The 19,821-nt window shown below is 44.5% G+C and carries 14 protein-coding genes; 9 read left to right on the forward strand and 5 right to left on the reverse strand.

Annotation, left to right across the window (positions count from 1 at the left end):
- Positions 1-83: 83 nt before the first annotated feature.
- Both QUA56_RS03375 and QUA56_RS03380 read left to right on the forward strand, forming a co-directional pair.
- Positions 84-5,597 carry an AAA family ATPase gene (locus QUA56_RS03375; protein WP_333353197.1) on the forward strand — a complete coding sequence of 1,838 codons (5,514 nt, stop codon included), beginning with the start codon at positions 84-86 and terminating at the stop codon, positions 5,595-5,597.
- A gap of 683 nt (positions 5,598-6,280) precedes the next feature.
- Positions 6,281-6,484 (forward strand): hypothetical protein, encoded by a 204-nt coding sequence (locus QUA56_RS03380; protein ID WP_333353201.1) that lies wholly within the window; start codon positions 6,281-6,283, stop codon positions 6,482-6,484.
- Between the two features lie 133 nt (positions 6,485-6,617).
- On the opposite strand, the gene QUA56_RS03385 is transcribed toward QUA56_RS03380, so the two are convergent.
- Positions 6,618-6,833: a hypothetical protein gene (locus tag QUA56_RS03385; protein WP_333353204.1), complete on the reverse strand. Its 216-nt coding sequence runs from the start codon at positions 6,831-6,833 to the stop codon at positions 6,618-6,620.
- Positions 6,834-7,403: 570 nt separating this feature from the next.
- Between QUA56_RS03385 and QUA56_RS03390 the strand changes: the two genes are divergently transcribed.
- A complete protein-coding gene (locus QUA56_RS03390; protein WP_333353208.1) occupies positions 7,404-8,792 on the forward strand; it encodes an NB-ARC domain-containing protein in 1,389 nt (462 codons plus the stop codon).
- 27 nt (positions 8,793-8,819) lie between these two features.
- Entirely contained in the window at positions 8,820-9,755 is a 936-nt protein-coding gene (locus QUA56_RS03395; protein ID WP_333353211.1) for a tetratricopeptide repeat protein, read from the forward strand.
- Between the two features lie 349 nt (positions 9,756-10,104).
- On the opposite strand, the gene rph is transcribed toward QUA56_RS03395, so the two are convergent.
- Together rph and QUA56_RS03405 are read right to left on the reverse strand one after the other, a co-directional pair.
- Positions 10,105-10,824, reverse strand: coding sequence for a ribonuclease PH (gene rph, locus QUA56_RS03400; RefSeq protein ID WP_333353214.1), 720 nt, complete (start codon positions 10,822-10,824; stop codon positions 10,105-10,107).
- A gap of 107 nt (positions 10,825-10,931) precedes the next feature.
- Entirely contained in the window at positions 10,932-11,486 is a 555-nt protein-coding gene (locus tag QUA56_RS03405; protein WP_333353217.1) for a nucleoside monophosphate kinase, read from the reverse strand.
- A 354-nt stretch (positions 11,487-11,840) separates the two neighbouring features.
- Between QUA56_RS03405 and QUA56_RS03410 the strand changes: the two genes are divergently transcribed.
- Entirely contained in the window at positions 11,841-12,368 is a 528-nt protein-coding gene (locus tag QUA56_RS03410; RefSeq protein ID WP_333353220.1) for a P-loop NTPase family protein, read from the forward strand.
- 116 nt (positions 12,369-12,484) lie between these two features.
- On the opposite strand, the gene QUA56_RS03415 is transcribed toward QUA56_RS03410, so the two are convergent.
- Positions 12,485-12,664, reverse strand: coding sequence for a hypothetical protein (locus QUA56_RS03415; protein ID WP_333353223.1), 180 nt, complete (start codon positions 12,662-12,664; stop codon positions 12,485-12,487).
- A gap of 306 nt (positions 12,665-12,970) precedes the next feature.
- Complete coding sequence (locus tag QUA56_RS03420; protein WP_333353225.1) at positions 12,971-14,467, reverse strand: GUN4 domain-containing protein; 1,497 nt, start codon at positions 14,465-14,467, stop codon at positions 12,971-12,973.
- Positions 14,468-15,217: 750 nt separating this feature from the next.
- On the opposite strand from QUA56_RS03420, the gene QUA56_RS03425 reads away from it, so the two are divergent.
- The 4 genes from QUA56_RS03425 (at position 15,218) to QUA56_RS03440 (ending at position 19,664) form a co-directional block, all read left to right on the forward strand.
- Entirely contained in the window at positions 15,218-16,669 is a 1,452-nt protein-coding gene (locus QUA56_RS03425; RefSeq protein WP_333353228.1) for a hypothetical protein, read from the forward strand.
- 564 nt (positions 16,670-17,233) lie between these two features.
- Positions 17,234-17,701: a ribosome maturation factor RimP gene (gene rimP / locus QUA56_RS03430; protein ID WP_333353231.1), complete on the forward strand. Its 468-nt coding sequence runs from the start codon at positions 17,234-17,236 to the stop codon at positions 17,699-17,701.
- A 270-nt stretch (positions 17,702-17,971) separates the two neighbouring features.
- Positions 17,972-19,264, forward strand: coding sequence for a transcription termination factor NusA (nusA, locus tag QUA56_RS03435; RefSeq protein ID WP_333353234.1), 1,293 nt, complete (start codon positions 17,972-17,974; stop codon positions 19,262-19,264).
- A gap of 97 nt (positions 19,265-19,361) precedes the next feature.
- Entirely contained in the window at positions 19,362-19,664 is a 303-nt protein-coding gene (locus tag QUA56_RS03440; RefSeq protein ID WP_333353236.1) for a YlxR family protein, read from the forward strand.
- Positions 19,665-19,821: the final 157 nt, after the last annotated feature.

Genomic DNA, 19,821 nt, shown 5'->3' on the forward strand with positions numbered 1-19,821 from the left:
CAACGAAGAAACCCGGTTTCTAGCCCGCCGCGCGTAAGTCCTGTAACATTGACCAAGCACACCTAATTTGAGAGAACCCAACTATGATGGCAATTCCCGGCGTTGCAGTTCTCGCTCTCATTTATGAAAGCAGCACTTCCCTGGTTTACCGCGGCCACAACGAGCAGGACAACCAACCTGTTATTATCAAACTTATCAAAGAAGACTATCCGACTCCTGAAGAACTGAATAGATACAAGCGCGAATATGAGATTACTGCCAACTTAAACCTGCTGGACGGAGTTGTTAAAGTGTACAAGTTGCAGCAGGTTAGAAATAGTCTGGCAATGATCTTAGAAGATTTTGGCGGCGAATCTTTAAAAATATTCATGGCTTCCCAAAAATTTACCAGTTTAGGATTTCTGACTACTGCCATCAAAGTTGCTGAAACTTTGGGAGAAATTCACAGCAAAAATGTAATTCATAAAGATATCAACCCCTCTAATATAGTTTTTAATCCGGCTACAGGACAAGTTAAACTTATAGATTTTAGCATTTCAACTGCATCAAACCTGGAAAACGTTCAGAATAAAAATCCCAATTTTTTAGAAGGCACTTTAGCCTATATGTCGCCCGAACAAACCGGCAGAATGAACCGGGTAATCGATTACCGCACCGACTTTTATTCCCTCGGCGTCACCTTCTATGAAATCCTGGCAGGACAGCTCCCTTTCCCCACTACAGATCCAATGGAGCTAGTTCACTGTCACATCGCAAAACAGCCAGTACCTCTCGCTGAAATTGCACCTGAAATTCCTCAAGCTATTTCACATATTGTGATGAAATTGTTAGCAAAAACCGCTGAAGAGCGCTATCAAAGTGCTTGGGGGCTGAAAGCCGATTTGGAATCCTGTCTGTTTCAGTTGCAAACATCTGATGTTATTTCCGAGTTTCCCCTCGGCAGCCAAGATATTTCCGACAAATTTCAAATCCCTCAAAAACTTTACGGGAGACAGCGAGAAGTTGAAACTCTTTTAGCTGCATTTGAACGGGTAGCAGCAACCCATAATCGAGGCAACCGCATCGAAGATTCCCAAATTTCTGTCATCAAGAAAGAGAGCAAATTTAAAAAAGAAAGTGCTCTGTCAGCGATCGCGAGAGGACAGCATAAATCCCGCAGCGAGATGATGCTGATTGCCGGTTATTCCGGCATTGGCAAATCTGCAATGGTGAAGATTTTAGACAAACCTATTACCCGCAGGCGCGGCTATTTTATTTGGGGAAAGTTTGACCAGTACAAGCGGACTATTCCTTACTCTGCCGTTGTCAGCGCTTTTTCGGAATTGGTGCGGCAACTGTTAACTGAAAGCGAATCTCAATTAGCAGTTTGGCGCGAAAAACTCCGCACTTCTTTCGGTCAAAACGGGCAAATTATTATTGATGTACTTCCCGAAGTTGAACTAATTGTCGGAGCTCAGTCTCCTGTAGCTGAATTGGGGCCGACGGAATCTCTGAACCGCTTTAATTTAGTCTTTCAAAATTTCATTCGCGTATTTTGCCAGCCAGAACATCCGCTGGTCATTTTTCTCGACGATTTGCAGTGGGCTGATTCTGCTACTCTCAAGCTGATCGAATTGATGATGACAGATGAAGCTACGCAATATCTGTTTTTAATTGGCGCTTATCGGGATAATGAAGTCAGTCCCACTCATCCTTTGATGATGACTGTGGAGACGCTGCGAAATCAGGAAGCTATCATTAATCAGATTGCTTTGTCGCCGCTGGGGGTAGAAAACATAACTCATTTGATTGCCGAAACTTTGCACAGCGATCGAGAATCTGTCAAACCGTTAGCTGAATTGGTAATCAGTAAAACCGACGGCAATCCTTTTTTTGTAAATCAATTCTTGCAAACATTGTATCAGGAAAACCTGCTAGTTTTTCACCCGCCACAGTCGGGTAGCAAGGGCGGCTGGCATTGGGATATGACTCAAATTGAGCAGTGCGCTATCACTGACAATGTAGTTGATTTGATGGTACAAAAATTGAGAAAACTGCCAAGTTCAACGCAGCAAGTTTTGCGTTTAGTGGCTTGTTTGGGAAACGAATTTGACTTAAATACTCTTTCTTTAATTCATGAAAAAGAAGCCTCGGAAACTTTTTCTCACCTGTTGCCGGCGATTAAGTCGGGACTGATTCTGCCAACTTCGGAATTGGAAAGCAAGTCATTAGATTACGTGCTGTTTCCGCTGTTAATTCTGAATTATAAATTTTTGCACGATCGCGTACAGCAAGCAGCTTACGCTCTGATCGACGACTCGCAAAAAAAGGCAGTTCACCTGAAAATAGGCAGGCAAATCCTAGAAAACACTCCGGCTCAATATCGAGCTGACAGAATCTTTGAATTAGTCGATCACTTGAATGTAGCTCGATCGCTAATTAAAGACGATCGAGAATTAATTGAACTGGCAACGCTGAATTTAGACGCCACCCGCAGAGCCAAAGATGCCACTGCTTATGTTTCAGCATTGCAGTATTTGACCGCAGGCATGGACGGTTTGACCGCCGATATTTGGGATTCCCACTACGATTTAGCCTTTGCCTTGCACATGGAGCGGGCAAATGTTGAGTATTTAAACGGTTTTTTTGAGAACTCCGAAGAATTTATTAATATAACTTTGGAAAAAGCGCGATCGGCATTAGAAAAGGTAGAAATTTACAACCTGCTGATCGTGCAGTACACCCTCCGGGCGAAGTACGAAGAAGCCGTTAAAGCCGGAATCAAAGCTTTGAACTTGCTGGGAATTGACTTGCCGCTAGACGGGCTGCAAAAAGTCATATCCGAAGAATTTGCAGCAGCCACAAACTTTTTAGCAGGTAGAGAAATAGCTTCCCTGATTGACGCCCCCGAAATGACTGTACCCGAAAAAAAAGTTGCCGTCAAATTAATTACAAACTTGCTCACATCGGCGTACCTCAAAAATCCCGACTTGTGGAAAGTCAGCGTTTTAAAAGGAGTCAATCTTTCTCTACAATACGGTTTAGTACCCGAAGCCTCTCTTTGCTATGCTGGCTACGGTATGTTCTTAAACGCAGTTTCGGGAGATTACAAAGCTGCGTATCAATTCGGCTTGCTCTCGCTGAATCTCAGCGAAAAATCTGGCAATATCGGCTTGAAGTGCAGAGCTTGTTCATCCCTGGTAAGTATTTTTTATTACTGGTTCAACCACATCAAAGATTCCCACGCGATCAGCAATGAAGGATATCAAGCAGCTTTAGAATCAGGAGATTTAGAATATGCGGGTTATATCCTGTCCAACCGCATAGCTAACTCATTTTTTCAAGGTAAAGAAATCTCGCAAATTCTGGCCGACACGAGCAGGTATTTGCAGTTCAGCCAAAAAACCAAAAATCAGCTCGTAACCGATATATTATTAGGGGTAGAGTTAATTCTACGCAACTTGAGCAAACTCACTCCTGAAAAGTTTGTATTTGACAGCGAAGATATCAGCGAAGCTGAATACGTACACAACTGTCAAGCTCATCAAAATTTGTACTCGCTGTGCCTTTATCAGATTCGCAAATGCCAGGTAATGTACTTGTACGGCAACTTCAACGAAGCCCTGCAACTAGCTTTGGAAGTAGAAAAACAGCTATCTTTTATTACCGGAGCGATACCCGCTACCGAATGGAATTTTTTCTTTTCTCTAGTTTTAGCGGCTGTTTTCCAAAATGTTTCAGAAGACAAGCAAAAGCAATATCTCGAAAAGTTAGAAGCCAATCAAAAACAAATGAAAATTTGGGCAGACAACTGTGCCGAAAATTTTCTGCACAAGTACCTTTTAGTACAAGCAGAAATAGCCAGAATTTCCAAAAAAGATTCAGAAGCTGTAGAGCTGTACGATTTTTCTATAAATTTAGCCCAAGACAATGAGTTTGTCCAAAATGAAGCGCTAGCCAATGAACTAGCAGCCAAATTTTGGTTGAGTAAAGGCAAGTATCAATATGCCAAAATCCACTTGCGCGAAGCTCACTCGTGCTACTTGCGCTGGGGTGCAGTCCGCAAAGTAGAAGATTTAGAACAGAAGTATCCACAATTGCGGGAAATGACGCCGCTCAACGGAAGTTTTAACAACAATCAAACTACAACAACTATTCATACTTCTACTGGCAGTGATGCGAGAGTGCTGGATTTAGCAACTGTAATGAAAGCATCTCTGGCGATTTCCAGTGAAATTGTCCTAGACAAGTTGTTGGCTTCTTTGATGAGGATCTCGCTGGAAAACGCGGGCGCACAATCCGGTTTTTTAATCTTGCTTAGAGATGGAAAACTGTTAATTTCAGCTCAAGCGTCAGTAGTTGCTGAAGATGTAGCGGTGCTGCAATTTACGCCTGTTGAAGAATGTCAAGATTTACCTGTGGCGGTGATTAATTATGTGGAAAGGACTCGCTCGGACTTGGTGTTGAGCAATGCGGCGGCTGAGGGGCGATTTACGGCCGATCCTTACGTCGCCAAACACCAGCTCAAATCTCTTTTGTGTACGCCGATCGTCAATCAAGGCAAACTAATCGGCATTCTTTATTTAGAAAACAACTTAACTGTCGGGGCGTTTACTCCCCACAGATTAGAAGTTTTAAGGTTGCTTTCTTCCCAAGTTGCTATTTCTTTGGAAAATGCTCTGCTTTACAATTCGGTGGAGCAGAAAGTGCAAGGGCGAACGCAGGAATTAAATGAAAAAAACGAGCGTTTAGAACAAACTTTGCGCGAACTAAAACTAACTCAAGCTCAGTTAATTCAAACGGAAAAGATGTCGAGTTTGGGGCAAATGGTGGCTGGTGTAGCTCACGAAATTAATAATCCTGTAAGTTTCATCTACGGAAATCTCAATCCGGCTAGCGAATACGTGAAGGACTTGCTAAAATTGATTGAGCTTTACCAGCAGCACTATCCCGAACCTGCTGATGAAATCCTAGAGGAAATAGAAACAATTGAACTGGAATTTTTGATCGAAGATTTGCAAAAGCTCCTGGATTCTATGAAAGTGGGAGCGGAAAGAATCCGGGATATTGTGCTCAGCTTGCGGAATTTCTCGCGCCTCGATGAAGCGCAAATGAAGTCGGTAGATATCCATCAAGGCATCGACAGTACGGTGATGTTGCTGCAACCGCGCCTGAGAAAAGAGGGTGGCCGTTTGGGAATTGAGATGATTAAAAATTACAGCAAGCTACCATTAATTACTTGTTATGTGTCTCAGTTGAATCAGGTATTTATGAATATTTTGACAAATGCGATCGATGCGCTCCTCTTAGCAAGAGATTGCCAGGACAGCTCTCAGAAACAGCCTGCTATTACAATTTCTACAGAGGTGACAGACCGGAATTCTGCTATAATTAGAATTGCTGACAACGGCCCGGGGATGAGCACTGAGGTGCTGCACAAGATATTCGATCCGTTTTTTACAACTAAGCCGGTGGGTTCTGGTACTGGTTTGGGATTGTCTATTTCTCACTCGATTGTTGTTAGTTCTCACGGCGGAAATTTGACTTGCGTGTCTGCACTGGGAGAGGGTTCAGAGTTTGTTATTGAAATTCCGATCGCCCCACGGCAAGTTTTGTAAGGAAATAAAGAAAAAGGGCGAATATAAGGCGAATATAGGGCGAATTATAGGGCGAATAGAATTCGCTTCTTGTCAAACCAAGTCCGCCTTCGCGGACTAAGAAAATTGGGCTTTGCTGATTTACGGTATGAATCAACTTTTATCCGAAGTTACAAAACTCACCATACTTGGCCCATAGCAATTGGGAAATCTTGAATTCATACCTGTATTCAGCAACGCCGCTACTTCAATTACTGGGGATGGCGATTTGCCTCCTTTAGCAATTTTGTAGCTTTCAATAAACTGTAGTAGCGATTGTGATATGGAAGTTGATATTTTTTCAGCTTGCATTATCTTAGCAATTGGTAATTACAAAGATTTTTACTCAATTATAGCACAAGTAGTAAAATCGAGTTAACTCTACTATTTACAGGGCGACCGCCTACGGGATAGCTCCGCTTCACGCACTTTTTTGAAGCGCTGAAGAAGCACAGGCGGGACGCGGGCTTTTTGCCCACCTTAGTTAAAATGCAAAACTGCTTCCCCATCATGGTATTCACTGTTGTCGATCGCGTGGGGGAGTCAGAAACCGGGTTTCTTGAGCTATCTAATGAGGATGTTGAGATTTTCGTAGAAACCCGGTTTTTTTGGTATTTATGCGTAAGTGCTATATTAATTAAGGACACTGATATGTGTTGCCATGCTTGTCTATACAAATCTTTGTCGATCGGCTATTCTTCCACAGGGTATCAGTTTTAGCTGTTGGGGTAGTTGAGGTACTCCCAACTGCCGCCAATACCCACGTCGAAGGGGCGATCGCCGACATTAGTATTAATAAGGGGAAAATCAAAATTTTGCAATTCATTTTCGTGTCTCCTAATCTAATTGTTGAGTGGAAAACGATTTAACGCTAACTGTTGTTGGTAGCGACATCTTCGTAACTACTTTTGGATTGATTGGTATTGAATTCATGACAGACGCACTATAAACTTAAAAAAACCACTTTCTCGTGATGACAATTTTCACCCTACTTGCTGTTTACTAAAGCGCTGTGTTTGTACAGACTTCCTGACCGTTTGGATACTGAACACAAGCGTAGAATTTGATGCCAGCGTCCCGCATATCCGTGAAGTTCACTCCCGAAACTTTAGCGAAATATTCAACGTACTTGCGACCTGATTCATCTTTAAGATATAGGCGCGAATCTCTGGGAACATCAGCTTTCACCCAATTAGCGTTGCATCTTTGTGAATACATTAGGTGAATTTTTACTTCGCGTCGCTGGTAACCACCTAAGCCAATAGTTGAGTAAGATCCCCCTGATGTGAATCCTATTTCCCATATTGGCTGCACTTTGTATTTTGTGGATCTTGTCCAGAGTAGTCGGCTCGATCGCTAGGCGCCAAAGCAATAGGAGTAGTGAATATAGCTAGTAAGACAAGTCAAATAAGCTGTCTGTTCATATCTAAGCTAAAAGAAACTGTGGTGGGTATTCCATTGGAAAAATTTGGATTCAATAGTAAAGTGGGCATTGCCCACCCTACTCTGTATCGCCGACTTCTCCATTTCGCTGTTCTATTTGTTCTGTGCGTTCGCGATCGTATCCTTTATATTCTTCAGGCATTGCATTTGCTCCTTTTATATTGAATTGAGTCTGGGAAGTTTTTACTTAAATTTGCTTCCCACATTTCTAATATCTCAGATACAAATTAGCTTGGCGGCTCAGTTTGGCTCATTCTTTTAGCTCACTAAATAGCTCACTGCTTCCGTTACTGAACCAAAGTGAGCTAAAATTGGCTCGGAGCACCGTTGGGGTAATAGTAAAGCATGGCTGATAAGCTGAAGGCATCAGAACAGGGGCTAAAAATCGTTGACGAAGCGAGACGCAAGAAACGCTGGCAGAAAATTTCTTTAACATGGGTACAAGCTGCCGCAACCTCAGAAGCCACACTAAAGCGATTTTGGGCAAGAAAGTCTGCCATTGATGGGTTTACCTTTATTGCAATTTGTAAGTCTGTAGGTGTTAACTGGGAAGAAGTTGCTGAACTCAGCCAAATTCAGAAAATAGAGTTACCTGTGGTATCTGTTGCAACCACAACACCTTCACTGGAAGACCAAATTAACGTATTACCACTACAACCAACTGACGGTTACAGCAAAAACCAGCGTGGGGTATGGATTCCCAATTTACGATGCCGAAAGGTGTGGGGAAGAGAGAGTTTCAGCGAAGAAGTGTTACACCGGCTAAACGACCCGCAAGAAGCACCTATCCTCTCTCTATGCGGTAGTGCGGGGTACGGCAAGACAGAAGTAGCCTGTAAAGTTGCTATGGCAGCAGTGCGTAACAATCTCTTTGCTGATGTGCTATGGGTCAAAGCAAGAGACACCGAATTTTTAGATGGTAAAATCAGCCAGTCAGAACGAGATGAGGCGCTTAGTTGGAATCAGTTACTTCAAGAGATTGCCCATCAACTAGATGGCTGTTCGGTAAAGCGAGTTCACCAGCGCATTAAAGAAGAAAAGAGGCTGATTGTACTAGACAATGCTGAAACTGCACAACTTGAGGATATTTTACCCAAACTTAATGAAATGCTTAACCCTAGTCGGGTATTGCTAACCAGTCGCTTTCAAACCAATGCTTGTTATGTTGGACTGATTAATATTCCGCCCTTGGAAGAACACTGCTCTTACCAGTTGTTGCAGGATGAAGCGAAATACAAAAACGTCCCTGCACTACTACAAGCAGACACAGCTCAACTTCAACAAGTCTATCATTTATCTTGCGGTGCTCCGCTTGCATTACATTTCATGGTTGGGCGTGTCTTGGACGATGGAACATTGAAGCCAGTGTTGTCGGCACTAGAACAAGCTAGCGGAGATGTTGAAAAAATTTACGAGTTTTCTCTAAAGACAGCTTGGCAGCGAATTAGCGATGCAACTAAGAACGTACTCCGTTACATGGGGGACTCTGATGCAGGTGTGACTTGGGAAGAATTGTCTGGTGCTAGACAGGTACAGGAGTCAGACTGGAGCATAGCGCGACGCGAACTGAGGCGATGGTATTTGATTGAAGACGAAACAGATGCCCAAGGTAAACCGCGATATAACTTACATCCTTGGGTAAGACGCAGCTTGCGAGGAGGATTGGTAGATAAGTGGCAACTGTCACTTCAGGAATGGGAACAGATAGCAAAATGGAAGTACGATATTGACTAATCCAGACAATTAAATGGAAAGGTAATTATGGCTATAGATTTCACATCACATGAAGATAGAGCAAATATATTTAGTGATTTGAGCGGGATGGCTACGCTCTGTTTATCCCGAAATGATGAAAGTGAAGATTCATTCAGCTTACTATTTTATGTCTGGGAAAAAGTCAGTATAAAATTATGGTTTTTATGTTACTGGAACGATTATTTTCGCTGTGGCAATATCGTTCTTAAAGCTGCTATACATATAAATGATGTCAATGTTCAAGCACAGCTATTAGGTGAACTGGGCTACGCTTACATGGAAAGCGAAGATTTTGTCCAGGCTCAGCAATGTTTCCAGGAATCGCTACAGAAGTATCAACTGCTTAAAGAATTTTTAAAAGAATGTAAGTTGCTACGCTATTTGGGAAATTTGGCAAATCGGCAAAAGCAGTATGAACTTTCTTTAGAGCATTATTATCAAGCTTGGGAAATTTTGAAGACCAAACGCAGTCAAATACCTATTGACGATCAATTGGCTCTTCATGAAGCAGAGTTACCAAATGTTATTGGATGCGTGTATCTTGAGTTGAGAGATTTTTCGGCGAGTTATCAGCAGTTTAATCTATCTCTAAAAAACTATCAAATTTTGCTAGAAGATTATCCTAATGTGAGAATTCGATATCGCTACTATCAAGCCGATCCACTAATGAATTTGGGACAATGGCACTTTCTACAAGGAGATTACGATCAAGCTAGACGTTACTATCAAGACTGCCTCCTACTCAGCAGAGAAATTAGTCGCAATGATACAATAGCTAATGTACTACTAAGTTTAGCTGAGTTAGCAGAGGTAGAGGGCAACAAGGAAGAGGCTATAAAACTAGCAACTGAATCTGAGCTTGTTGCTGGTACTGAAATTACCTCTGTACGGGAGCGAGCTGCTATTTTCAAGGAAAAATTGCTGTCAAAGACAATCTTTTGACTCTGGAATAGTGAGACTATACCGGATTTATTCTAAGCTGTCGCGCATTTAAATTGCATATTAGAGGCGGGCGGGATGCTCCCACCCCTACTCCCCACTCATTGTTTGATTGTTTTTTGACAGACAATTTAAATGCCGCAACAGCTTATTTCTATATACAGCATATTCCATGTATGTGCGGTACACACAATCTTGTAGTAAGTAAGGTGCGCCGCCACCCGTCAATCTGCAAGTTCCATTTAAAAGGTCGCAGATCCGCACCCTACTGATTAACATCATACAATATAAATATAGCGGCTACTGTAGTTCATAAATGTGGAATCTGCTGTATATTATGAATTAGATTGACCTACTCCACCAAAGCTTGCCGCTGAGCCTCCAACAATTCCTGAATTCCAGTTTCTGCCACATCCAAAATTTGATTTAACTGACTCCGGCTGAAACTTCCTGCTTCCGCAGTTCCCTGAATTTCGATGATATTCAAATCTCCATTCATTACCACATTACAATCAATTTCAGCCGCCACATCTTCAAGATAATTCAAATCTAAAAATGGCTCGCCTTCCAAAAGCCCCACAGACACGGCCGCAACTTGGTGAATAATGGGCGATCGCACTAAATCACCTTTTTGCACCAACTTGTTCAAAGCGTCAGCCACAGCCACAAACCCGCCATTAATTGAAGTCGTGCGAGTCCCCGCATCCGCTTGCAAAACATCCGCATCGACAAGTATTGTGCGATCGCCCAATAGTTGCATATCCAAGCACGATCGCAAACTGCGTCCAATCAACCGCTGAATCTCTTGAGTCCGTCCCGATAATTTCATAAATTCCCGCTCTTGGCGCTGCGGCGTAGATCCCGGCAACATTCGGTATTCCGCTGTCAGCCAACCTTGTCCGGTATTCTCCAGAAACCTCGGCACTCCAGGCTTGATTGTAACGCTGCAAAGTACCTGAGTATCGCCGCTTTTCGCTAGCACGGAACCGCTAGCAAATTTGGTAAACTCTCGATCGAAACTAATCGGACGAAGTTGATTTGGTTGTCTGCCATCGGCACGTTTTGTGGACATAAGTTATTTGTTATTTGTTATTTGTTATTCGTTATTCGTTATTCGTTATTAGTAACAATCAACAAATAACAGCTACTGCCAACTACCAACTACCAACTGCCTACTGACTACGGACTACTGACAATTTTTAGAATATCCTGCTGGACTTGTTCTGGGGATCGATCGCCATTGACAGTTAACAGCTTCTTGCGATAGTCGTAATAATCTAAAATCGGGATCGTTTGCTCGTGGAATAAATCGAGCCTGCGCTGCAAAATTTCTGGACTATCGTCCGATCGATCCCGCTCGATCGACCTGCTCAGCAAAACCTCGATCGGCACTTTCAACCAAATCGCCCAATCTAGCTCCTGCGCCAAATCCTCTAATAAAAAATCCAACTCCTCAGCTTGAAAAGCCGTTCGCGGATATCCCTCCAACAGCCAGCCATTAAAGACATCCCACAGCAGCAGCCGGCTACCGATAAATTTAATCAAAATTTCATCGGGAACTAGCTCCCCTTTTTCCACATAAGGCACCGCCAACTTGCCCAAGTCTGTTTCACCTGCGATTTCCGCGCGGAGAATGTCCCCTACTGCAAGCAAAGGAATGCTCAAATTGCTGCACAGTTGTTCAGCCTGCGTTCCCTTCCCCGCTCCTGGCCCTCCCAGAATCACCAATCTCACAGTGCCTGCTCCTAGTGCCGCGACATTCAAATTTTACGCGATGTGTACCTTTTCTTAACAGTCCTGGATTTCCCAAGACTCTCATCGCCTTGCTTTTTTACCCTCTAACTATCTAACTGTGGCGCTCCCCGCCGTATTTTGGTAAAAAACCGGGTTTCTGCGTAAGTGCTAATAGAGTTCAAAAATCGAACAAACGACTGCTAATGCCTCTGCCGCTAGCTTTTGACAACTTGTATATCTAGCGTTCGATCGGATGTGCACTCAGCCCAGTACACTATATATTGTCAAGCAGGCTTCAGCCGCGCCAAGGTCGGAGCTGCACTCAAGACTTAGTTGCTGATTAAATATTGCCCTATGGTTGCTCAGTTACAAACCCCTAAACTCAATTTAACCCACAGCTTGCCCTACACAGTTCAAGGGCTGGTGCAAGTTTTTACAGGCCCGCACCGCTGCTTTTTTACCAGTGTCATGGCTGGGGCCCTCAGAATTGCAGGACAGGGAGCTCCGGTACTGGCGGTGCAGTTCCTCAAAGGAGGAATTAATCAAGGACACCAGCATCCAATGCGGCTGGGACAAAATTTAGATTGGGTGCGGTGCGATTTGCCACGCTGCATTGACAAGGCCGATTTAGATGAGCTTGAGACGCGATCGATCGAACAATTGTGGCAGTACGTTCAAAATGCGGTGCGCGAAGGTCGTTATTCTTTAGTTATTCTCGATGAATTGAGTTTAGCGGTTAATTTGGGCTTGATTCCCGAAGCAGAAGTAGTGGCATTGATTGACAGCAAGCCGCATCATTTGGATATGATTTTTACCGGGCCATCCATGCCTCAAAGAATTTTGGATGTTGCCGACCAAATTACTGAAATTCGCCGCAGTTAAGGACAATGATTCAAGTTGCGATCGCCTTTTTAGCGGTCGCATTTTTTATTATCTAAAAAAAGAGGCGATCGCTTAGCTCAAAGAGCGATCGCACGTTTATCAATTTAGCAACAACATTACGCTGGAACTACCGGATCGAACACAACACTCAATCGATCCGCCGGAACCATCCGCTTGAGAATTTTCAAATGACCGTCTGCATCAGACCAACTGCGAAACTCACCCACAACCACCTTTTCGACATTCGGAAGCGAGCGAACTACAGTCCACGGCTTGAGACGTTTTTCTTGCAACATAATTATATCTCCTTGGTAAATTGGAGTCAAAGCCAGTCAACCATGCTTTTCCAGGGCCGAAGACTGGCTTTTGACTTTGTAAACTTGCCCTTCTCTCAAAACATAGCACAAAAAAAATGGTTTGTGATTATATCTTATTTTCCGCTTTTTTTATACCTATTTTCTACATAAGATATGATTAAACTCAAAACTTGTTAACTACTTAATTCGCAACTCAAAACTATTTAATTACTAACACTTCCACTTCGCTAGCGTGCAGCGTGACTAATAACTTCTGCCTTCTGCCTTCTGCTTTCTACCTTCCTTCTACAAATCCCGCCGCGACAGCAGAAACCAGACCCCACCCAAACCCAAAACACCGCACAAAACCCCGCCTTCCCACCCAAAAACAGCCCCTGCCGGCAAATGTCCAGGCTTGGCCTTAGAAATAAAATTCAGATCCGAATAGTATACCCACTGATTGTTAACCCGCCAACCCACTCGATCGCCAAACTTCTGCCAAACTTTAGCATCATAAACACCAGCCCTTCCCCCCAACTTTACCCACAAACCCTTTTGCACAGAAAAACCGAACCTGCGGTGACTGTACCGCACCCAAAGTTGGTCGATAGTCAGCAAATCCTTAGCTGGAAAATTCCTAATATCTTCCTCCGTCAAATAACCCCTTGAAATTTGCTGCATCGCCTCCAGCATTTTTCCAGAAGTTTCCTCATCAGCACCGCGCCAATTTTTAGCCGCCAGCAGCCTTTCCAACTGAGAATAATCAATCCCTTTTTCCGACTCTAAATTTAGAGAAACTAGCGGAATCTGAGTCACAGGTTGAGTGGGTATATCGGGACTAAGAACAGTTGCCTGCTGCAAGTTTTTCCGTGCTGGGACAACAACACGAGGTTTTAAAGCCTCCAAAACTTCCACAGCAGATTTGTAGCGGTCTTTAACATATTCCTGAATCAACTTATCCAAAACCTGACCTAAATCCTGGCTAATTTTTGTTCCTTTCGGCAAAGCGTCCCTCCAAAGCCAGCGGCCTTCAAGCGGGTCGTAAAGGTTATCGTGAATGTCCCCGTAGATATCCAGATAAGGCATAACGGAAGTCAGCAAGCGAATGCAAGTCACCCCCAAACTGTAAAGGTCGCTAGCAGGAACAGCCCTACCGTGACGCTGTTCAAGAGCCGCGTAGCCGGGAGTTCCCAACTTAGTTCCTGTTTTTGTTGGAGCAGCAGCTACTACCTGTTTGGAAACCCCAAAATCTATCAGCACCAACTTACGATCGCGATATCTGCGGATCACATTCTCAGGCTTAATATCGCGGTGAATTACATTTTTTTCGTGAATAAACTTCAACAAAGGCAACAAATCTAACAGCAGTTCCCTAGTTTTAATTTCGCTATAAGCACCGTACTTGTCTAACTCATCCTTTAAATTATTGCCATCAATAAACTCTTGCACCAAATACAAGCGCCCATCTTCCTCAAAATAAGAAATCAATTGAGGAATTTGCGGGTTTTTCAGTTCGTATAACCGCCTTGCCTCTTGTTCAAACAGTCGAATATATTTTTTAAAATGACCTGGCTTACGCTGAAATTCTTGAGGGGGCGACAACTGTTTAATGACGCACAATTCCTCAAATTTTCCATGATTGACAGCTCGGAAAGTCCTGCCAAATCCCCCGTCGCACAGCGGCTCAGTTGCTGCATAAAGGTCTTTTAACAGCAGCTTTGAACCACAATTAAGACAATACTTTGTGCCTGGTGGGTTCTGACGCTTGTCTCTTGGGCAATCGAGATTAAGGCAGTATGTCATATATTAGAAAAATGCGAACAAAATTATACTGAGGGTTTCATATTATTCAAGAGTCCGATCGCGAGCTGGTTTTTGTAGAGACGAGACCCCGAACCTTACGGAGGCGGCAGCCACCCTCGCGGAGGGGGCGCTCTCGCCCGACAGTCCCTGAGCAAGTATAACTCTCTTGAGGGTTTGACCTCAAACTAAAAGTCCAAATCTAACCTTAAACTCCGATCGGTGCAATACATTTGATTTAGCGGTCATTCGATTTTAGATTTTAGATTTTGGATTTTGGATTGACTTGCGCGAGATAAATTCGGGGGCTTGAGGATTTTCGATTTGAGATGCTTTCGATTGATTCCACGGATCGATCGCGTGGCGGGTACCACCTTTGAAATTATTGTCAAATAGCCAGTAGATTAAACAGAAATAGTAATTTATTCTCCGCCTAGTTAGCTTTGCAACGCCGAAAAAAAACTTATGATTCCGCCTGAGATATAATTTTATTACCAGAGAGAAGCAGACTAACGGGAGCCGCAGCTTCCGTCAAGTTCGATCGACCTTAATATTTTACGAGTATAATTTTTTACCTAATCAGGCCAAATCAACAATCCAAAATTCTCCAACAAACCCACGTTAAAATAGATACTAGCTGGCTCGATCGCAATCCGAGCGCGACCAGACAATTAGCCAGTTTTCTCTGTTTCCTTTCTTCAGCTATTACCAGTTACATTTATTTCGCTCGATCAACTTAATTAGGAACTGCCAGTGATACCAAAACTACCGCCCTCTCCAACTTCCAAATCCCGCAAAGAATCACCAAAAGTACCCTGGTTCGAGCGGTTCATGGCACTGGTCGCCCTAGGAAATTTAAGCCTAGTATTATTTGACATCAGTTATGTCCCCTGGCGAGATTTCTACTTCCGGCAACTGCCAGTTCTCACCCAAGTATACGACTCATTTAAAGGCATTAAACCCCACCGAGACACCCAGAAATATCTAGAAACCTTAGAAGAATTAAAAAGTCAAGTAGTGCAAACAGGCTTGCCCTCTCCCCAAGTAGCAGCCAAATTGCAGGAAATAAACAATCTGAGCGCGAAAATGATCGACGAAGATCCATTTCGAGTAGCATCAAAAAGCGGCACCCTAGAAAAAATTAAAGACCGCATACGCGATCGCGCCCCGAATCCCCAAGACTCCGCCAAACAATCATTCCAAACATTCTGGAGCCAAGACTATTTAAACAAACAAGGCTGGCAACAAGAAATCAACTGGTTTGATACCAAAATCAAGCCATTAATCGCCACCAACTATTACCGCGAGATCGGAGAAAACGGCGATTTCACCGACAACTTCTGGCAAATAGACCTGCCTTTTATTGCCATATTCGCGATCGAATTTTTAGCCCGCACCTACTTCATCAGCCGCCGCCACCGCAGCGTCACTTGGCGAGCAGCCATGCTCTGGCGGTGGTACGACATCTTCCTGTTCCTCCCATTCTGGCGCCTGTTGCGAGTATTACCCGTCACAATTCGCATTCACCAAGCCAAAATGCCGGATCTCCAACCCATACGCACCCAAGTCAGCCGAGGTTTCGTCGCCAACTTCGCCCAAGAATTGACCGAAGTAGTAGTAATTCAACTCATCAACCAGATGCAACAATCAATTATCACAGGCGAACTAGCCCGTCAACTATTTCAATCCCAAAAACAGCGCTATCTAGACATCAACAATATCAATGAAATAGAAGCGATCGCCACCCATCTAGTGCAAATAACCGTTTACAAAGTCCTCCCCCAACTCCAGCCAGACCTAGAAGCCCTCCTCCGGTACAATATAGAAATATTTCTCAAACAATCCCCCCTCTATCAAGGATGGAAGCAAGTACCCGGACTGGGAAACCTGCCCGCACAGCTAGCAGAGCAATTAGTTGCAGAACTGTCCAAATTAGTCACACTCGGCCCCCAAGATGCCTACGAAGCCTTCAAAATTGCCAGCGAAGACCCCATCGGCACCAAACTCTCAAGCCAGCTAGTTCAACATTTTGGGCAAGCTTTAGGAACCGAACTGCAACAGCAGCAAACTTGGCAAGAAATACAAGTGCTGCTGTGCGACTTCCTAGAAGAGTTTAAAATCAACTACATTCAGCGGTTGAGCGAAGAAGACTTCGAGAAAATTTTAGAACAAGCCAAAGAACTGCAACGGATAGCCCCGCGTTAGGAAGATTTCAGTGGTTATTGGTTATTGGTTATTGGTTATTGGTTATTGGTTAGTTGTTAGTTGTTATTTAAATGACTAATTCTCAATAACCAATTCTCAATGACCACTTCCCAATGACCAATTCCCAATTCCCAATGCCCAATACCCAATTCCCATGCCCCATTCCCAATTCTCCCACTCTCCCCTCCGGGAATAGGCGAGATCCGAAGGCGGTTTGTCACTGGGCGGGCGATCGAGCTAAACTGAGAACAGAGGCCAACTTCGATCGGAAGGAGTCCTCAACTTCTTGGAAGAAAGTGTTTTACCTAGGAGTGGGTCAAGCCCACTTTTTTTGTTGCATTAGTCGCAGGAAAAGAACTCAGGGCGTCAGACTTGCAAGTTAAGGACTGCTCTAGTAGGGGTAATCCCCCCGTGATAGCCCCGGCAGGGATGTTGCGTCAAGTCCCAAAGTTGAAGACGAAAGTCGCAGCGACTCAATAAAACCACCTCAAAACCAAGCAATCTCAACACCAAATTTTTCCATGCCCGTGTCCGAGTTCAGGAGTTTTAACTTAAGTATTCGATATGACTCATCCTCTAATCCCACAAATCATTGACTTAGCTACCCCCGTTGCGGAAACACTGGGATTGGAAGTAGTGGGAGCAGTGTTTCACACCAACCAAAATCCTCCCGTCTTGCGGGTAGACATCCGCAACCTCCAGCAAGACACCGGTTTAGCCGACTGCGAGCGGATGAGCACAGCTCTGGAAGCCGAGTTAGACGCAGCCGAAATCATACCCGACGCCTACGTGTTAGAGATTTCCAGTCCCGGCATATCCCGGTTGCTCAGCAGCGATCGAGAATTCATTACCTTTAAAGGTTTCCCCGTAACAGTCAAAGCCACCGAACCGGACTCGCGAATCAAAGAGTGGAAAGGACTGCTCGTCTGCCGGGATGAAACAGCGGTTTATCTCAATCAAAAAGGGCGACAGGTTAAAATTCCCCGCCCTCAGATTGTCAAAGTTGAACTAGACGAAGGAAAGGAGAGGTAAAGGGAATTTTTGAGTTTTGAGTTTTGAGTTTTGAGTTTTGAGATTGCCTCGCAGCAAGTTGAAAACGCTTCGCTGCGAGTTAATTTTTAACAATCACATCTTTAGCAGCGGGTTGAATAGGAACAACAAATAAATTGTTACAGCACCCAGCTACCCTAATCCTATCAAGTAACTCATCAATCATCTGCCATCACTTTTTCTCGAAAATTTCCCAGTACCAATTGCCGATTACCAGTTACTTATTACCAAACAAAAAAAGGAGTGTTTTATATGTCAATGGTTCCCCTGCCCGGACTAAAAGAAATGGTCGAAGGTATTAGCAAAGAACGCAATTTACCAAAACACGCCGTCCAAGCAGCCTTGCGAGAAGCCCTGCTCAAAGGATACGAACGCTACCGCCGCACCCAAAAACTCGACCACTTCAGCGAAGAATACTTCGACAACTTTGATGTAGAACTCGACGCAGAACAAGAAGGTTTCCGTGTTTTAGCCAACAAAACTATTGTCGAAGAAGTCACCAATCCCGATCACGAAATCTCACTTTCCGAAGTGCAAGAAGTAGCCACGGAAGCTCAACCGGGCAGCATCGTGCTCGTAGACGTAACACCAAATCAAAAAGAATTTGGTCGCATGGCAGCCATCCAGACCAAACAAGTCCTGGCTCAAAAACTGCGCGACCAACAGCGCAAAATGATTCAAGAAGAATTTAAAGATTTAGAAGAAACCGTTCTTCAAGCAAGAGTACTCAGGTTTGAGAGGCAGTCGGTAATTTTAGCAGTCACCAGCAGCTTCGGTCAGCCAGAAGTAGATGCCGAACTCCCGAAGCGCGAACAGTTGCCCAACGACAATTACCGGGCCAACGCTACATTCAAGGTTTATCTCAAAAAAGTAGGCGAAGGCTCTACTAGAGGGCCGCAGTTACTTGTTTCTAGAGCCGACGCAGGTTTGGTGGTTTACCTGTTTGCTAACGAAGTACCAGAAATAGAAGACGGGGTGGTGAGGATTGTCGCCGTAGCCAGGGAGGCAAATCCGCCCTCCCGGCACGTCGGCCCCCGGACTAAAATAGCAGTTGATACTCTCGATCGCGACGTAGACCCCGTAGGAGCCTGCATCGGAGCGCGGGGATCGCGGATTCAGGTAGTAGTCAACGAATTGCGCGGCGAAAAAATAGACGTGATCCGCTGGTCTCCAGACCCCGCAACCTATATTGCCAACGCTCTAAGTCCCGCTAGAGTAGACGAAGTGCGTTTGGTTGCCCCAGAAGGCAGGAGGGCTCACATTTTGGTCGCTGAAGACCAACTCAGTCTTGCCATTGGCAAAGAAGGTCAGAACGTCCGCCTCGCAGCCCGCCTGACCGGTTGGAAAATCGATATCAAAGATATTGCTAAGTACGATCGCGCCGCCGAAGACACCAAATTGGCAGCAGAAGCAACTAGGCTCGAAGAACTAGCAGGCGATTACTACGAAGACGACGAAGCATCAGACTTCGACGGCTACGAGGAAACCGCAGAATTTGAGGAAGAAGAGGCAGCCACCACGGAGGAAACCGAAGCCGCAGTCTAAAAACTGCTACATTCACCAGATTTTCTCTCTTCGGGAGACAAGGAGGACTCGTCCCCTACTCCCCCTCTCTCCTCTCCCTCTCCCCCTCTCACAAGAAATGAAACCGAACTACCGGTGCTGTGCAAGTTGTCGAAAAATAGCTAATAAGGAAGCTTTTTGGCGAGTAGTCAGGCTCTATCCTTCTCATCAGGTACAATTAGATCGTGGCATGGGCCGTTCTGCTTACCTTTGTCGGGAAGCCGAATGCCTCAAAGCAGTTCAGAAAAAAAATCGACTTGGGCGATCGCTCAAAGCGCCTGTGTCTGACGAACTTTACCAAACACTTTGGCAGCGTTTAGCCACATCTGACTGTGCCTCAACCGGGCGAAAAACCGACAATAGTTCGGCCTCGACTGTATAAACCCTCTTGGCAGCCCTACCAGTAATTACCGGTAGCGCCAGCTCTAAAACCCCAATCCGATCTGCCCACCAGTCTGGAAAGATTTGTGTCAGATTAGATAAGGGTGGGGTACTAGCAGAGGTATCCTCAAGGTGGAAAGGCAAACTTTGAAGCTTGA

This window comes from Microcoleus sp. N3A4 (assembly GCF_036701805.1).
GTDB lineage: Bacteria > Cyanobacteriota > Cyanobacteriia > Cyanobacteriales > Microcoleaceae > Microcoleus.

What these genes read in the sequence shown, in the direction of transcription:
- QUA56_RS03420 (WP_333353225.1), bottom strand. Translation starts at nt 14,467, where the DNA reads ATGACATACTGCCTTAATCTCGATTGCCCAAGAGACAAGCGTCAGAAC.
- QUA56_RS03415 (WP_333353223.1), bottom strand. Translation starts at nt 12,664, where the DNA reads ATGTTGCAAGAAAAACGTCTCAAGCCGTGGACTGTAGTTCGCTCGCTT.
- QUA56_RS03395 (WP_333353211.1), top strand. Translation starts at nt 8,820, where the DNA reads ATGGCTATAGATTTCACATCACATGAAGATAGAGCAAATATATTTAGT.
- QUA56_RS03440 (WP_333353236.1), top strand. Translation starts at nt 19,362, where the DNA reads ATGAAACCGAACTACCGGTGCTGTGCAAGTTGTCGAAAAATAGCTAAT.
- rimP (WP_333353231.1), top strand. Translation starts at nt 17,234, where the DNA reads ATGACTCATCCTCTAATCCCACAAATCATTGACTTAGCTACCCCCGTT.
- nusA (WP_333353234.1), top strand. Translation starts at nt 17,972, where the DNA reads ATGTCAATGGTTCCCCTGCCCGGACTAAAAGAAATGGTCGAAGGTATT.
- QUA56_RS03385 (WP_333353204.1), bottom strand. Translation starts at nt 6,833, where the DNA reads ATGTATTCACAAAGATGCAACGCTAATTGGGTGAAAGCTGATGTTCCC.
- QUA56_RS03390 (WP_333353208.1), top strand. Translation starts at nt 7,404, where the DNA reads ATGGCTGATAAGCTGAAGGCATCAGAACAGGGGCTAAAAATCGTTGAC.
- QUA56_RS03410 (WP_333353220.1), top strand. Translation starts at nt 11,841, where the DNA reads ATGGTTGCTCAGTTACAAACCCCTAAACTCAATTTAACCCACAGCTTG.
- QUA56_RS03375 (WP_333353197.1), top strand. Translation starts at nt 84, where the DNA reads ATGATGGCAATTCCCGGCGTTGCAGTTCTCGCTCTCATTTATGAAAGC.
- rph (WP_333353214.1), bottom strand. Translation starts at nt 10,824, where the DNA reads ATGTCCACAAAACGTGCCGATGGCAGACAACCAAATCAACTTCGTCCG.